The sequence below is a fragment of the Pseudomonas sp. EA_65y_Pfl2_P74 genome (assembly GCF_963970575.1).
Taxonomy (GTDB): Bacteria; Pseudomonadota; Gammaproteobacteria; order Pseudomonadales; family Pseudomonadaceae; genus Aquipseudomonas; species Aquipseudomonas baetica_A.
In genome coordinates this window covers 1-13,281 of the sequence record NZ_CAXAOQ010000019.1, presented here as the reverse complement: position 1 = coordinate 13,281, position 13,281 = coordinate 1, and the positions used below count along the sequence as shown (strand labels likewise).

Here is a 13,281-nt window from a genome sequence, read left to right as displayed (position 1 = left end):
TTTATGAGACGCCTTCCATGACTGAGCCACTGCGCATCGTTTTTGCCGGTACCCCTGAATTCGCCGCTGAACACCTCAAGGCCTTGCTGAGCAGCCCTTACGAGATCGTTGCGGTCTACACCCAACCGGATCGTCCGGCCGGTCGCGGGCAAAAACTGATGCCGAGCCCGGTTAAACAGCTAGCGCTGGAAAATAATATCCAGGTGTTGCAACCGCCGACTTTGCGCAACGCTGACGCTCAGGCTGAACTCGCCGCGCTGAAGCCGGACTTGATGGTGGTGGTCGCCTACGGCCTGATCCTGCCGCAAGTGGTGCTGGATATTCCGCGCCTGGGCTGCATCAACAGCCACGCCTCCTTATTGCCACGCTGGCGCGGTGCAGCGCCAATTCAGCGAGCCGTGGAAGCGGGCGATGCCGAAAGTGGCGTGACCGTGATGCGCATGGAGGCGGGCCTCGACACCGGGCCGATGCTGCTCAAGGTCGTCACACCGATCAGCGCCGAAGACACCGGCGGCAGTCTCCACGACCGTCTCGCCGAGCTGGGCCCACCGGCCGTGGTGCAGGCGATTGCCGGTCTCGCTGCCGGAACGCTGGAAGGCGAAGTGCAGAACGATGACCTCGCCACCTACGCGCACAAACTCAACAAGGACGAAGCGCGCATCGACTGGAGCCGCCCGGCCGTTGAGCTGGAGCGTCTGGTCCGCGCCTTCAATCCATGGCCGATCACCCACAGCACCCTCAACGGTGAAGCGTTGAAAGTGCTGGCGGCGACGCTCGCCGAAGGCAACGGCGCACCGGGCACCATCCTCAGCGCCAGCAAGGACGGCTTGATCGTCGCGTGCGGCGCACAGGCACTGTGCCTGACCCGTCTGCAATTGCCCGGCGGCAAGGCGCTGAACTTCAGCGACCTGTTCAACAGCCGTCGCGAGAAATTCGCCGTCGGCACCGTGCTGGGCGCTGCGGTGGCCGCGCAATGAACCCGCGTCTGGCCGCCGCCAAGGCACTCGCCGCGGTACTGAGTGGCAAAGCCTCGCTGAACAGTTCCCTGCCGACACAACTAGACAAGGTCGAGGATCGCGATCGCGGCTTCACTCAGGATCTGGCGTTCGGCACAGCGCGCTGGCAGCCACGCTTGTCGGCGCTGGCGGAAAAACTGCTGCAGAAACCCTTCAAGGCCGCCGACGCCGATGTCGAGGCACTGCTGCTGGTCGGGCTCTACCAACTGCTCTACACCCGTGTGCCGGCCCACGCCGCCATCGGTGAAACGGTAGGGTGCGCCGACAAGCTGAAAAAGCCTTGGGCCAAGGGTTTGCTCAACGCCGTGCTGCGTAACGCGCAACGCGAGAGCGAAACGATTTTCGCCGAACTGGAGCGTGATCCGGTGGTGCGTACCGCCCACCCCCGCTGGCTGCAAAAATCCCTGAAAGCTTTCTGGCCCGAGCAGTGGGAAGCGATCTGCGAAGCCAACAACGCGCATCCGCCGATGATTCTGCGGGTCAATCGCCGTCATCACAGTCGCGACGCCTACCTGGGGTTGCTGACTGACGCCGGTATCGCGGCGACACCGTGCATTTACAGCCGCGACGGCATCGTCCTCGAAGCCGCCGCCGACGTGCGCAGCCTGCCGGGTTTTGCCGATGGCTGGATCAGCGTGCAGGACGAAGCGGCGCAACTGGCCGCCGACTTGCTTGACCTCGCTCCGGGCCAGCGGGTGCTCGATGCCTGCTGCGCCCCGGGAGGCAAGACCTGCCACATCCTTGAGGCAGAACCTGCGCTGGCTGGCGTGGTAGCGGTGGATCTGGAAGCCAAGCGTCTGGTGCGAGTCAGAGAGAACCTTGAACGGTTGGGGCTGAGCGCCGAACTGATCGCCGCCGACGGTCGCGAAACGGCAGTATGGTGGGACGGCAAACCGTTCCAGCGCATCCTGCTCGACGCACCGTGTTCGGCCACTGGCGTCATCCGCCGCCATCCGGACATCAAACTGACCCGCCAGGCCGACGACATCGCGGCTCTGGCGCAACTGCAAGGCGAGTTGCTCGACGCAATGTGGAAAACCCTCGAAGTCGGCGGCATTGTGCTCTACGCCACTTGCTCGACTTTGCCGACCGAGAACACCGAAGTGATTGCCGCGTTCCTCGAACGCACGGCGGGCGCACGGGAACTCGATCTGGCAACGACGGCCGGGATCAAGCAGCCCCATGGTCGCCAATTGCTGGCCCAGCAGGGTGGCCATGACGGTTTCTACTACGCCAAGCTGATCAAGATCGCTGCCTCTCGCGGCTAAACGGATTCAACGGAGTGACTGGATGAAAATCATCATCCTCGGTGCAGGACAGGTCGGCGGTTCGCTGGCTGAACATTTGGCCAGCGAGGCCAACGACATCACGGTGGTCGACACGGACGGCGAGCGCCTGCGCGACCTCGGCGACCGCCTCGACATCCGCACCATTCAGGGCCGTGGCTCGCTGCCGTCGGTGCTGCGTCAGGCCGGCGCCGACGACGCCGACATGCTGGTTGCGGTGACCAACAGCGACGAAACCAACATGGTTGCCTGCCAGGTCGCCCACACGCTGTTCCACACCCCGACCAAAATCGCCCGGGTGCGCGAAGCGTCTTACCTGGCCCGCGAGGAACAACTGTTCCAGAACGAAGCGATTCCGGTCGACGTGCTGATCAGCCCCGAGCAAGTGGTCACCAATTACATCAAGCGCCTGATCCAGCATCCCGGCGCCTTGCAGGTGATCGACTTCGCCGAGGGCAAGGCGCAACTGGTGGCCGTGCGTGCGTATTACGGCGGGCCGCTGGTGGGTCAGCAACTGCGCCAGTTGCGTGAACACATGCCGAATGTCGAGACCCGTGTGGCAGCGATTTTCCGCCGCGACCGGCCGATCCTGCCTCAGGGCGACACGGTGATCGAAGCCGATGACGAAGTCTTCTTCATCGCTGCGCGTGAGGATATTCGCGCTGTGATGAGTGAAATGCGCCGTCTCGACGAAACCTACAAACGCATCGTCATCGCCGGTGGCGGGCAGATCGGCGAACGCTTGGCCGAGGCCATCGAAAGCCGTTATCAGGTGAAGATCATCGAGATGAGCCCGGCACGTTGCCGCTATCTCTCCGACACCCTCGACAGCACCGTGGTGCTGCAGGGCAGCGCGTCGGACCGCGACTTGCTGCTGGAAGAGAACATCGCCGACGCCGATATCTTCCTCGCCCTGACCAACGATGACGAAGCCAACATCATGTCGTCGCTGCTGGCCAAACGGCTGGGGGCTAAGAAAGTGATGACGATCATCAACAACCCGGCTTATGTCGACCTGATCCAGGGCGGCGACATCGACATCGCCATCAGCCCGCAACTGGCGACCATCGGTACCTTGCTGGCCCACGTGCGCCGTGGCGATATCGTCAGCGTTCACTCATTGCGTCGCGGTGCGGCGGAGGCCATCGAGGCGATTGCCCACGGTGACGCCAAATCAAGCAAGGTGATCGGCAAGCCCATCGATAAAATCGGCCTGCCACCGGGTACCACCATCGGCGCCGTCATCCGCAATGAACAAGTGATCATCGCCCACGACGACACCGTGATCGAAGCGGGTGACCATGTAATTCTGTTCCTTGTGGATAAAAAGCATATCCGGGATGTGGAGAAGTTGTTCCACGTCGGATTGAGCTTCTTCTGAGTGTGGCGGTAACAGCACAGGCCTCTTCGCGGGCAAGCCCGCTCCCACAGGGGAATGCATTCCAATGGTGGGGCTTGCTGGCGAAGGCGGCCTCACTAACCCCCAGCAACACCTGACACTCCACAGAAAGGAATCCACAAATGCTCCAATCCCTGGAAAAAATGCTCGCCAAGGGTGTGGATAACGCCCTGCTGCGCTTTGGCCTGGGTAAGGGATACTTGGACCTGGGAGAGAACGCCAAGGCTGCCGAGCACTTTGAGCGCTGTGTCGGTTTCGATCCGAAATATTCGGCGGCGTGGAAACTGTTGGGCAAGGCGCAACTGGCGCTCGGCGATAGCGCCGCCGCACGCCACGCCTGGGAGCAAGGTCTGGAAGCGGCCCGCGCCCATGGCGACAAGCAGGCCGAGAAGGAAATGACGGTGTTTCTGAAGAAGCTCGATCGTCAGGCGCAATGATCTACAGATAGCGCAAGCCGATCCCGTCGGCATCCACCGTCACCACTTCCATCCGCACTCGTGGCGCGCCTGTGGGTAAATCCTGCACCTGCCCGTAAACCACCGCGCCCTTGGGCAATGACGCCAAACGCGAATGCTGGACATACACCCCGGTAGGCGACAGGTTGCGCGTTTGCCCAAGGCATTCGCCAAAGCTGTCGTGACTGATCTTGATACGCAATGATTTGCGGTGTTCGGACATCTGCTGCGCCCTTGAATGAACGGTTGTGGATAACCCTGGAGGTGAAGTTATCCACAGATCATGCCAATCATGATCTCCAACGCCTCAGTACCAGCGCTCCTCGCCCGGTGGACGTTTCTTGAAACGCTTCATGCTCCACATGTACTGGCTCGGATACGCCGCCACATAACGCTCGACCACTTGGCTCATGGCCGCGCAGGACGTCTCGGTATCGGTGCTGTACATGGCGTCGGGCGCGGCTTCGAGGATCACTTTGTAGCCGGAACCATCGGGCAGACGCAATGCATGCAGGAACACGCCAACCGCTTTGCCGCCAGCGAGCATGTTCGGTACGAATTTGCTGGTCAGCGCCTGAGTGGCGAAGAACGGCACGAAGATCCCGGCGGATTCGGCCGGTTCCGGGTCGGCCGGAATGCCCACCGCACCACCTTTGCGCACTTCCTTGATGACGCTGAGGATGCCTTCTTTGGTGGAAGCGGCGACTTTGTTGCCCAACTGCACGCGCTGTTTGCGCAGCAATTGATCCACAGCCTTGAGCTTGGGCGGACGGTAGAAAATGATCGGTTTGCACTGGCTGCAATAGAAGTGGTTGAGCACTTCCCAGTTTCCCAGGTGGCTGGTGATACCGACCACGCCTTTACCCGAGGCCAGTGCATCCTTGAGGATGTCGAGGCCTTCGACTTCGCGCACCAGATCAATGGAACGCTGGGCTGGCCAGATCCAGGCGCAGGCGCTTTCGGTCAGGGACTTGCCAATGTCTTTCAGGCTCTGGCCGACCAGACGTTCACGCTCAGCCGGGTCCATCTGAGGAAAACACTTGGCGAGGTTGATCCGCACCACGTCGCGTGAACGGTTGGGGGTTTTCCACATGATCCAGCCGATCGCCGAACCCACGGCCTGCACCGCCCGCCATGGCAGCAGGGCAAACAGCCGCAGAGCGCCTACCAGCAAGGCGCCTTTAAACTTTTCCACAGGTCACTCCTGATCTTGTGCTGTGCGCGAGGCGGCCATTCTAACCGCCGTTGACGAGTTGCGCGTAGCGGTCGCAGTCCTGCGTGTGATCCATGACCATGCCCGAGGCCTGCATCAGCGCGTAGCAAATGGTCGGGCCGACGAACGTGAACCCGGCCTTTTTCAGGGCTTTGCTCATCTCCAGCGCTTCGGGGGTGATGGCCGGGACTTCGCTGCGATCCTTGAAGTGATTGACGATCGATTGGTCGCCAACGAACGACCAGAGAAACTCCACCGGGTTCTCCAGCGCCAGCCACGCCTGGGCATTGCGCCGGGCAGCATTGAGTTTGAGGCGGTTGCGGATGATCCCCGGATCGCGCATCAATTCGTCGATTTCGGCGTCAGTCATCTGCGCGACGCGCTGCACGTCGAAGCCGAACAACACCTGGCGATAACGCTCGCGTTTGCGCAGTACGGTGATCCAGGAAAGCCCGGCCTGGAACCCTTCGAGCAAAAGCAACTCGAACAAACCCTGCGCATCGCGTAGCGGCGTGCCCCACTCCTGATCGTGATAAGCCATGTACAGCGGATCTTCGGTACACCAAAAGCAGCGTGGCATAAGGCTCCAGGGGGCGTGCGCAGCAACGAATCGGGTATACTCCCGCTCTTTAAATCGCAGCCCAAGAAACAGGTGAATTTCGTGAGCCAGCCTACGCCAGCCGTGCGTACCTTCCAAGACTTGATCCTCGCGCTCCAGCAATACTGGGCCGAGCAAGGTTGTGTGGTACTTCAGCCCTACGATATGGAAGTAGGCGCCGGCACTTTCCACACCGCGACCTTCCTGCGCGCCATCGGCCCGGAAACCTGGAACGCCGCCTACGTGCAGCCAAGCCGCCGTCCAACTGACGGCCGCTACGGCGAAAACCCGAACCGTCTGCAGCACTACTATCAGTTTCAGGTAGTCCTGAAACCGAACCCGGACAACTTCCAGGAGCTGTACCTGGGCTCCCTCAAGCATGTCGGCCTGGACCCGCTGGTCCACGACATTCGCTTCGTCGAAGACAACTGGGAATCGCCGACCCTCGGCGCCTGGGGTCTGGGCTGGGAAGTCTGGCTCAACGGGATGGAAGTCACTCAGTTCACCTACTTCCAGCAAGCGGGCGGCATCGAGTGCTACCCGGTGACCGGCGAGATCACCTACGGTCTGGAACGTCTGGCCATGTACCTGCAAGGCGTGGACTCGGTCTACGACCTGGTCTGGGCTGACGGCCCGATGGGCAAAGTGACCTATGGCGACGTGTTCCACCAGAACGAAGTGGAGCAATCCACTTACAACTTCGAACACGCCAACGTCGACAAACTGTTCGAATTGTTCGACTTCTATGAAGGCGAAGCCAAGCGCCTGATCGAACTCGACCAGCCGCTGCCGTTGCCGAGCTACGAAATGGTGTTGAAGGCCTCGCACACCTTCAACCTGCTGGACGCGCGCCGGGCCATCTCGGTGACCGCGCGTCAGCAATACATTCTGCGCGTGCGCACCCTGGCGCGTTCCGTTGCGCAAGCCTACCTGCTGGCTCGCGCCAAGCTGGGCTTCCCGATGGCGACCCCGGACCTGCGTGACGAAGTACTGGCCAAGCTGGAGGCTGCACAATGAGTGCGCAAGATTTTCTGGTTGAACTGGGCACCGAAGAACTGCCACCCAAAGCCCTGAACACTTTGGCCGACGCGTTCCTCGCCGGTATCGACAAGGGCCTGCAAGCCGCCGGCCTGAGCTACGAGACGAAAACCGTCTACGCCGCGCCGCGTCGTCTGGCTGTATTGATCACCGCGCTGGCCACCCAGCAGCCGGATCGCAGCATCAACCTGGACGGCCCGCCACGTCAGGCGGCGTTCGACGCTGAAGGCAATCCAACGCAAGCAGCCTTGGGCTTTGCCAAGAAATGCGGCGTCGATCTGAGCGAAATCGACCAGAGCGGCCCAAAACTGCGCTACAGCCAGAACATCGCCGGCAAGCCGACCGCGAGCCTGCTGCCGACCATCGTCGAAGATTCGCTGAACGACCTGCCGATCCCGAAACGCATGCGTTGGGGTGCGCGCAAGGAAGAGTTCGTGCGTCCGACCCAATGGCTGGTGATGCTGCTCGGCGACCAAGTCATCGACTGCACCATCCTCGCGCAGAAGGCTGGCCGTGACTCTCGTGGTCACCGCTTCCACCACCCGCAAAGCGTTCGCATCGGCTCGCCGTCGAGCTACCTGGCCGACCTGCGCGCCGCTTATGTGTTGGCCGATGCCAACGAGCGTCGCGAGATCATCAGCAAGCGCACCGAAGAACTGGCCACCCGCCAGGAAGGCACCGCAATCGTTCCGCCGGCGCTGCTCGACGAAGTGACCGCACTGGTTGAATGGCCGGTGCCGCTGGTGTGCTCGTTCGAGGAGCGTTTCCTCGACGTGCCGCAGGAAGCACTGATCACCACCATGCAGGACAACCAGAAGTATTTCTGCCTGCTGGATGCCGACGGCAAGTTGCTGCCACGCTTCATCACCGTCGCCAACATTGAAAGCAAAGATCCGCAGCAGATCATCGCCGGTAACGAGAAAGTGGTTCGCCCACGCCTGACCGACGCCGAGTTCTTCTTCAAGCAAGACAAGAAGCAGAAACTCGAAGTTTTCAACGATCGCCTGAAGAACGTGGTGTTCCAGGAAAAACTCGGCAGCGTCTACGACAAGGCCGAGCGCGTTTCGAAACTGGCGGCTTATATCGCCGCACGCATCGGCGGCAACGCGTCGTGGGCTGCCCGCGCTGGCCTGCTGTCGAAGTGCGACCTGGCCACCGAAATGGTCGGCGAATTCCCGGAGATGCAAGGTGTCGCCGGTTACTACTACGCCCTCAATGACGGCGAGCCGGAAGACGTCGCGCTGGCGCTCAACGAGCAGTACATGCCACGCGGTGCCGGTGCAGAACTGCCAGCCACGCTGACCGGTGCGGCCGTCGCGATCGCTGACAAGCTCGACACCCTGGTCGGGATCTTCGGTATCGGCATGCTGCCAACCGGCAGCAAAGACCCGTATGCCCTGCGCCGAGCGGCACTCGGCGTGCTGCGTATCCTCATCGAGAAAAAACTCGACCTCGACCTGAACGACGCCGTGGCCTTCGCCGTGAATGCGTTCGGTGCCAAGGTCAAGGCTGCCGGCCTCAACGACTCCGTGCTGGAATTCATCTTCGACCGTCTGCGTGCGCGTTACGAAGACGAAGGCGTGGACGTGGCGACCTACCTGTCGGTACGTGCCCTGAAGCCAGGTTCGGCGCTGGACTTCGACCAGCGTGTACAAGCGGTTCAGGCCTTCCGCAAACTGCCGGAGGCGGCAGCGCTGGCGGCGGTCAACAAGCGTGTTTCCAACTTGCTGAGCAAGCTTGAAGGCGCTGTACCGACTGAGGTACAGGCCAAGTACTTCGACAATGCCAACGAGTTCTCGCTGTATTCGGCGATCCAGCAAGCGGATCAGGCTGTACAGCCAATGGCCGCCGCGCGTCAGTACAACGAATCGCTGGCACGCCTGGCGGCATTGCGTGAACCGGTGGATGCGTTCTTTGACGCCGTGATGGTCAATGCCGAAGACGCCAATGTGCGGGCCAACCGTTACGCGCTGCTGGCGCGACTGCGTGGCCTGTTCCTGGGCGTGGCCGACATTTCGCTGCTGGGTTGAGGGATTGCTGTTGAAACTGCTGATTCTCGATCGTGACGGAGTGATCAATTACGACTCCGACGCTTACATCAAGTCGGTGGAGGAGTGGATTCCTTTGCCCGGCTCGATCGAGGCGATTGCGCAGTTGAGCAAGGCCGGCTGGACGGTGGCGGTCGCCACCAACCAGTCAGGCATTGCTCGCGGCTACTACGACCTCGCCACCCTCGACGCCATGCACACGCGCTTGCGCGAACTGGTGGCGGAGCAGGGTGGCGAGGTCGGTTTGATCGTGTATTGCCCGCATGGGCCGGACGAGGGGTGCGATTGCCGCAAACCTAAACCGGGGATGTTGAAAACCATCGCGGCGCATTACAACATCGAACTGACCCATGTCTGGTTCGTCGGTGACAGCCTTGGTGACCTGGAGGCCGCCAAAGCCGTCGATTCACAACCCGTTTTGGTAAAGACCGGGAAAGGCGAAAAGACTCAGGGCAAAACCCTGCCGGTTGGCACTCTGATTTTTGACGATCTAGCGGCGATTGCCGCAGAACTTATCCACAACTAGAGTACTTCTGAAATTCCTGACCAGGGATTGATCGGGAGTGCGCTTGAACAGTCGGGCATTGCCCGTAACGGTAAACGTCGCCATGTCGATACTGCGGGCCATCAGAATCTTCCTCTTTTACCTGCTGCTGGGCACCACCTCCTTGCTGTGGTGCAGCCTGAGCTTTTTCATCGCGCCCTTTCTGCCATTCAAGGCGCGTTATCGTTTTATCAACGTGTACTGGTGCCGTTGCGCCTTGTGGTTAACCAAGGTGTTTCTGGGTATCCGTTACGAAATCAAAGGCGCGCAAAACGTGCCTGACCAGCCCTGCGTGATTCAATCGAACCACCAGAGCACTTGGGAGACGTTCTTTCTCTCCGCGTATTTCTCGCCGCTGAGCCAGGTGCTCAAGCGCGAACTGCTTTACGTGCCGTTCTTCGGCTGGGCCATGGCGATGCTGCGGCCGATCGCAATCGATCGCGACAACCCGAAAGCCGCGCTTAAACAAGTCGCGGCCAAAGGTGATGAACTGCTCAAGGACAACGTTTGGGTGCTGATCTTCCCTGAAGGTACACGCGTTCCTTTTGGCACTGTCGGCAAGTTCTCCCGCAGTGGCAGCGCTTTGGCGGTAAATGCTGCACTTCCGGTGCTGCCGATTGCACACAATGCCGGCAAATTCTGGCCGAAAATCGGCTGGGGGAAAAAATCCGGTGTGATCACGGTGGTCATCGGCGAGCCGATGTATGCCGAAGGTACTGGCCCCCGCGCCATCGCCGAACTCAATGACCGTGTGCAAGCGTGGAACGAGAAGACCCAGCGCGACATGGGTTCACTGCCACCGGCCCCACAAGCCCCCGCCGCCAGCGATCAAATGGCTGTCTGAGATTTTGTGGATAACCTGTGTACGGTTTTGTTGAAAAAGCTTGAATATTCAATATAAGAGATTGATTTACTTATATATTTCCCAAGCTCATAAAACGCCGTAAATGGTGCATAAGTTTTTTTCGGATGTAAAAAAACCGGCTGATATAGCCGGTTTTTTGTATCTGTTTACTCAGGGATCAGCGGCAACTCAAGGACAAACGTGGTGCCCTGATCAACCACGCTGCGGCACTCGATGCGGCCACCATGGTGATCGACCACAGCCTTGACCATCGACAGGCCCAGGCCTACACCATCAATGCCTTGGGCGGATGAAAAACGCCGGTACTGACTGAACAAATCCGGCAGTTCCTGCGCGGCAATGCCCTTGCCCTGATCGGTCAACTCACACTGCAGCCATTCGCCGCCACAACTGACACGCAGCGCGATCCGGCTATCCGCCGGGCTGTATTTGATCGCGTTTTCCAGCAAGTTGAACAAGGCACGGGTCAGCAACCCCTGGTCGGCCTGTATCAGCCGCTCCTGAGATTGCTCATCCATGTCGTGAAACACATCGATGCGTTTTTGCTGGGCAATGGGTAAGACCTGATCCAGCACGTCGAGCACCAACATCGCGAACAACGTTGGCTGAAACTGATAGGCCTCAGATTCGGCGCGCGCCAGCAGCACGAAGCCATCGGTCAGATCCAGAGCGCGACGGACCTGACGCTCAATCTGTTCAAACAACGGCGAGTCAGCACCAGCCTGATGACCGTGGACGTCGAGCAACGCGAGAATCGCCGAGTGCGGAGCACGCAGATCATGGGAGAGAAAGCGCAGCAACACACCGCGCTGTTCTTCCGCCGCGCGTTCAGCACTCAGATCTGTCAGGCTCAACAGCCAGCCGATGGGCGTGTCACCGTCCACCGGCAGCAGTGCCGCACGTTCCAGGCGCAGACTGCGTTCCTTGTGATCTCTGAACTCCAACAGTGGCAGCGCGGACAACAGTGGGTATGGCTCGGTAGACAACTCTGGATAACCGAGGCGCGCCAGTTGAACGAGGATATCGTCGCCCACCAGTTGATTTTCGAAGAGATGGCGAGCCTTTCGATTGCCCAGCAGGATTTGCCCCTTTGGATCGCTGATCAGTGTCGCGACCGGCAGGTATTCCAGGCCGTCAGCGATGAAACGCCGGGTATCACGGGTGCGGCTCATGGCTTGCTCAAGCGCCATGATCTGGCCCTGCAATCGATCGGCGCCGGTGAGTTGTGTGCGGCGTCGTTCGGGAAAGACTTTCGGCTCGCTGTCCAACCGCGCCAACTCCCAACCGAAGTAGGTCAACACCACGCTCAGACGTCGCCAGTTCCAGATCAAATAGCCGAACAACATGCCCAGTACCGCAGGTGTCGGCGACCACCAACGTCGCATTTCAGCGAGCCCGGCACTGGCCGTCAGCGCACACGCCATGCCTGTCAGCGTTATCCAGAGCGCCCAGCGCGGACGCCAAAGCAGCAAACCCAACACAAACGCCACCATGCCCACCGATAGCATCGCTCCCCCCCCGGGGCCCGCAGCGTGCAGGTTGATCTGCGCGCGATAGGACAGCAATGCAGTCAGCGGCAACAGCACTAGACTTATCCACAACCACTCGCGTACCAACTGTCGAAACAGTCGCTGCACTTGGCTGGGTTCACGACTTTCGTACCGACGCCGATCATTCATGGGAAAAACGGCAGGGGTAGGTGAATGGTTTCATAGGCCACAGGTCTGAAGACGTAGAACGGAGAATCATAGCGGACGTCGACCAATGGCGGCCGCATACTTTCATAGCGATGGGCGAGCCGGTATTGTCGACACCCCACCGCCCCAGCAACAGGGAAGAACCGCGTATGCGCGTTGCAATACTGGACGACGAGCCCGCCGAACTGCGCCGGGTCGAGCAAACCCTGCAACAAATGGCTGAAGTCGGAGACCAGCCATGGTCACTGCACAGCTTCGAACGTGGCGAAGACCTGCTGCGACAGTTACGCCGGGAAACCTTCGACCTGCTAATCCTCGACTGGCAACTCCCCGACCTCTCCGGCCTGGCCCTTTTGCGCTGGACCCGCGAACACATGGAAGCACCACCGGCCGCGATCATGCTTACCAGTCGCGACGGAGAAAGCGATATCGTCCAGGCGTTGAATGCGGGAGCTGATGACTATGTCAGCAAACCGTTTCGCCCCAACGAACTGAAGGCTCGAGTTGCTGCGGTACTGCGCCGACACAGTCTGCAACGTACAGCCGCTACTGAAGTCCGCTGCTTCAATGATTTGACCTTCGATGACGCCGAACTGAGCGTCACCCGCGAAGGCAAGGCGATCGTCATGACGGAGCGCGAATATCGGTTGGCGCGCTGTCTGTTCAGCAATCTCGGTCGGCCGTTATCACGCGACTATCTTTACGAGCGCTTCTGGCCCCATGAAGAAGTGGCTTCCTCGAGACCTCTGGATACCCACATATATCGCCTGCGCAACAAGCTAGGACTCACAGCGGATAGGGGTTGGCAACTGCTGACAATTTACGGTTATGGATATCGGTTAGAAAGTGTGTCGATAGCGAAGTAAGCGTCCGAACGCTACCCTACCTCCAAGATAGTGCGCACTAAAAAATGGTGTCTACTATCCTGGCTAATTTGGAGAACGATCAGGAGTGGGTGACCGGACAGTTACTCTTAGGAAGCTTTTTCGAGCCAAAAAACAAAACCCCAACTGCTTTCGCAATTGGGGTTTCGGAATTTAATCTTGACGATGACCTACTCTCACATGGGGAAACCCCACACTACCATCGGCGATGCATCGTTTCACTGCTGAGTTCGGGATG

Annotated in this window: 13 protein-coding genes and 1 rRNA gene; 9 read left to right on the top strand and 5 right to left on the bottom strand. The window is 60.0% G+C overall.

The features are described from left to right. Positions 1 to 17 precede the first annotated feature (17 nt). The 4 genes from fmt to AACY18_RS16375 all read left to right on the top strand — a co-directional run bounded on the left by fmt (position 18) and on the right by AACY18_RS16375 (position 4,138). Positions 18 to 977, top strand: a complete 960-nt coding sequence (fmt, locus tag AACY18_RS16390) for a methionyl-tRNA formyltransferase (protein WP_339432327.1) — start codon at positions 18 to 20, stop codon at positions 975 to 977. After that, the gene (gene rsmB / locus AACY18_RS16385; RefSeq protein ID WP_339432326.1) at positions 974 to 2,284 is read left to right on the top strand and encodes a 16S rRNA (cytosine(967)-C(5))-methyltransferase RsmB; all 1,311 of its coding nucleotides are present in this window, start codon (positions 974 to 976) and stop codon (positions 2,282 to 2,284) included. The genes fmt and rsmB overlap by 4 nt, the downstream gene beginning before the upstream one ends. A gap of 22 nt (positions 2,285 to 2,306) precedes the next feature. After that, the gene (gene trkA, locus AACY18_RS16380) at positions 2,307 to 3,683 is read left to right on the top strand and encodes a Trk system potassium transporter TrkA (RefSeq protein ID WP_221732233.1); all 1,377 of its coding nucleotides are present in this window, start codon (positions 2,307 to 2,309) and stop codon (positions 3,681 to 3,683) included. 140 nt (positions 3,684 to 3,823) lie between these two features. Next, positions 3,824 to 4,138 carry a tetratricopeptide repeat protein gene (locus tag AACY18_RS16375; protein WP_339432325.1) on the top strand — a complete coding sequence of 105 codons (315 nt, stop codon included), beginning with the start codon at positions 3,824 to 3,826 and terminating at the stop codon, positions 4,136 to 4,138. 1 nt (position 4,139) lies between these two features. On the opposite strand, the gene AACY18_RS16370 is transcribed toward AACY18_RS16375, so the two are convergent. The 3 genes from AACY18_RS16370 to tag form a co-directional block, all read right to left on the bottom strand. Next, positions 4,140 to 4,379, bottom strand: a complete 240-nt coding sequence (locus AACY18_RS16370; RefSeq protein ID WP_339432323.1) for a PilZ domain-containing protein — start codon at positions 4,377 to 4,379, stop codon at positions 4,140 to 4,142. Between the two features lie 84 nt (positions 4,380 to 4,463). Further along, positions 4,464 to 5,351 (bottom strand): lysophospholipid acyltransferase, encoded by an 888-nt coding sequence (locus AACY18_RS16365; protein ID WP_339432322.1) that lies wholly within the window; start codon positions 5,349 to 5,351, stop codon positions 4,464 to 4,466. Between the two features lie 40 nt (positions 5,352 to 5,391). Continuing rightward, a complete protein-coding gene (gene tag, locus AACY18_RS16360; protein ID WP_339432321.1) occupies positions 5,392 to 5,949 on the bottom strand; it encodes a DNA-3-methyladenine glycosylase I in 558 nt (185 codons plus the stop codon). Positions 5,950 to 6,030: 81 nt separating this feature from the next. Between tag and glyQ the strand changes: the two genes are divergently transcribed. The 4 genes from glyQ (at position 6,031) to AACY18_RS16340 (ending at position 10,441) form a co-directional block, all read left to right on the top strand. Then, the gene (glyQ, locus tag AACY18_RS16355; protein ID WP_034152298.1) at positions 6,031 to 6,984 is read left to right on the top strand and encodes a glycine--tRNA ligase subunit alpha; all 954 of its coding nucleotides are present in this window, start codon (positions 6,031 to 6,033) and stop codon (positions 6,982 to 6,984) included. Then, the gene (glyS, locus tag AACY18_RS16350; protein ID WP_339465390.1) at positions 6,981 to 9,035 is read left to right on the top strand and encodes a glycine--tRNA ligase subunit beta; all 2,055 of its coding nucleotides are present in this window, start codon (positions 6,981 to 6,983) and stop codon (positions 9,033 to 9,035) included. Before glyQ ends, glyS begins: the two co-directional genes overlap by 4 nt. 4 nt (positions 9,036 to 9,039) lie before the next feature. Beyond that, a complete protein-coding gene (gene gmhB / locus AACY18_RS16345; RefSeq protein WP_339432319.1) occupies positions 9,040 to 9,579 on the top strand; it encodes a D-glycero-beta-D-manno-heptose 1,7-bisphosphate 7-phosphatase in 540 nt (179 codons plus the stop codon). Positions 9,580 to 9,661: 82 nt separating this feature from the next. Then, positions 9,662 to 10,441, top strand: a complete 780-nt coding sequence (locus AACY18_RS16340) for a lysophospholipid acyltransferase family protein (RefSeq protein WP_339432318.1) — start codon at positions 9,662 to 9,664, stop codon at positions 10,439 to 10,441. A 167-nt stretch (positions 10,442 to 10,608) separates the two neighbouring features. On the opposite strand, the gene AACY18_RS16335 is transcribed toward AACY18_RS16340, so the two are convergent. Then, a complete protein-coding gene (locus AACY18_RS16335) occupies positions 10,609 to 12,141 on the bottom strand; it encodes a sensor histidine kinase (RefSeq protein WP_339465389.1) in 1,533 nt (510 codons plus the stop codon). 167 nt (positions 12,142 to 12,308) lie between these two features. Between AACY18_RS16335 and AACY18_RS16330 the strand changes: the two genes are divergently transcribed. Further along, positions 12,309 to 13,025 (top strand): response regulator transcription factor, encoded by a 717-nt coding sequence (locus AACY18_RS16330; protein WP_339432316.1) that lies wholly within the window; start codon positions 12,309 to 12,311, stop codon positions 13,023 to 13,025. 175 nt (positions 13,026 to 13,200) lie between these two features. Here the strand turns inward: AACY18_RS16330 and rrf are convergent. Then, a 5S ribosomal RNA gene (rrf, locus tag AACY18_RS28115) occupies positions 13,201 to 13,281 on the bottom strand; the annotation flags it as partial.

Coding starts and splice junctions, on each gene's coding strand:
- AACY18_RS16340 (WP_339432318.1), top strand. CDS start 9,662: ATGTCGATACTGCGGGCCATCAGAATCTTCCTCTTTTACCTGCTGCTG.
- AACY18_RS16335 (WP_339465389.1), bottom strand. CDS start 12,141: ATGAATGATCGGCGTCGGTACGAAAGTCGTGAACCCAGCCAAGTGCAG.
- AACY18_RS16370 (WP_339432323.1), bottom strand. CDS start 4,379: ATGTCCGAACACCGCAAATCATTGCGTATCAAGATCAGTCACGACAGC.
- rsmB (WP_339432326.1), top strand. CDS start 974: ATGAACCCGCGTCTGGCCGCCGCCAAGGCACTCGCCGCGGTACTGAGT.
- fmt (WP_339432327.1), top strand. CDS start 18: ATGACTGAGCCACTGCGCATCGTTTTTGCCGGTACCCCTGAATTCGCC.
- tag (WP_339432321.1), bottom strand. CDS start 5,949: ATGCCACGCTGCTTTTGGTGTACCGAAGATCCGCTGTACATGGCTTAT.
- trkA (WP_221732233.1), top strand. CDS start 2,307: ATGAAAATCATCATCCTCGGTGCAGGACAGGTCGGCGGTTCGCTGGCT.
- AACY18_RS16330 (WP_339432316.1), top strand. CDS start 12,309: ATGCGCGTTGCAATACTGGACGACGAGCCCGCCGAACTGCGCCGGGTC.
- glyS (WP_339465390.1), top strand. CDS start 6,981: ATGAGTGCGCAAGATTTTCTGGTTGAACTGGGCACCGAAGAACTGCCA.
- AACY18_RS16375 (WP_339432325.1), top strand. CDS start 3,824: ATGCTCCAATCCCTGGAAAAAATGCTCGCCAAGGGTGTGGATAACGCC.